At 46.5% G+C, this 1022-nt stretch carries 2 protein-coding genes; both read right to left on the bottom strand.

The window, feature by feature from the left end; genetic code table 11:
• Positions 1-350: 350 nt before the first annotated feature.
• Entirely contained in the window at positions 351-752 is a 402-nt protein-coding gene (locus AYK67_RS00005; RefSeq protein WP_024623230.1) for a helix-turn-helix transcriptional regulator, read from the bottom strand.
• Positions 752-943, bottom strand: a complete 192-nt coding sequence (locus tag AYK67_RS00010; RefSeq protein WP_064765249.1) for a Rop family plasmid primer RNA-binding protein — start codon at positions 941-943, stop codon at positions 752-754. The genes AYK67_RS00005 and AYK67_RS00010 overlap by 1 nt, the downstream gene beginning before the upstream one ends.
• Between the last annotated feature and the right edge of the window lie 79 nt (positions 944-1022).

The raw sequence follows: 1022 nt of genomic DNA on the forward strand, positions 1-1022 counted from the left end.
TTGACTCTAGAGTCGCCAAGGTCAAAAAAACCCCAAAATGACGATTCGACTCTAGAGTCAAGTCGTCATAAGTTACTGATAGTCTTAAGTGAGTCGTCGATGACTCTATGACAAGTCGTCGGCGATTCGTCTACGACTTGCCGACGACTTGGATTCACCTTACAGAAAGTAATACTGCGTAATTTAATAACCAACAACTAACTGATATTAATGGGTTATCTTCAAAATTTTAATTTTGCGTGGGGTGTGGGTATTTTTAGTGGTGAGGAGCGTTCAGAGATCTGACGATTTTTGGGAAGGTTCAGGAACTCCCCGGAATGGCCGGAGAGGAAAACTAAAGCATGACGGGGTCAGGATTTTTTCCAGAATTTCCACCATGGCGCCGGGGATTCAGTTAATTTTGCCTGGTGATTTTCAAGAAGGAGCATGGCCTGTTTCAGGCTGTCAATGTGCGAATCCTTGGACAAAAGTAAGGTGTTCAGGTGTTCAATCTCCTGTTTCAGATGACGAATCACCTGTTCACTCTGGTCAGCAGAGGCTGTATCACGCTGTTCAGAGACCTGTCCAGAATGGTGTTCACCCTTCAGTTGTTCAAAGGGACCAAAGACACGTAAAAGCTCTGAAGTATCTACCATTTTTGCATTACGTTCACCGCTACAGGTGGACAGGTCACCTGCTTTAATTAACCTGTGCAGTGTTGTTCTACTCTTACCCGTCAGTCGGGCAGCCTCACTAATAGACACTCTGGCCATCAGTTACCATCCTGTAATGCATCCAGTCTCGAGGTCAGTGTACGGAAAAGATGCTCCGCATCATCGTGGAGTTTCTCACAAAGGTCGGCCTCAGCATCAAGATCAAGCTCGTTAAGCTTCTCCAGCAGGAGCAGAGACTGATTCTGGATGAATTTAGCCATGTTCAGCGCTGTTTTCTGTTGTTTCGTCATAAGAGGCCTCGGAGCGTCAGTGCTCAGTGTAAAACCAGTCTCTTTTCCGCTTCCTCGCCCACTCAGTCGCTACGCGTCA

It is taken from the genome of Polycladidibacter stylochi, from assembly GCF_001562055.1.
Taxonomy (GTDB): domain Bacteria; phylum Pseudomonadota; class Alphaproteobacteria; order Rhizobiales; family Stappiaceae; genus Pseudovibrio; species Pseudovibrio stylochi.

Excerpts from the sequence above, each read along its gene's own strand:
- AYK67_RS00010 (WP_064765249.1), bottom strand. The coding sequence starts at position 943 with ATGACGAAACAACAGAAAACAGCGCTGAACATGGCTAAATTCATCCAG.
- AYK67_RS00005 (WP_024623230.1), bottom strand. The coding sequence starts at position 752 with ATGGCCAGAGTGTCTATTAGTGAGGCTGCCCGACTGACGGGTAAGAGT.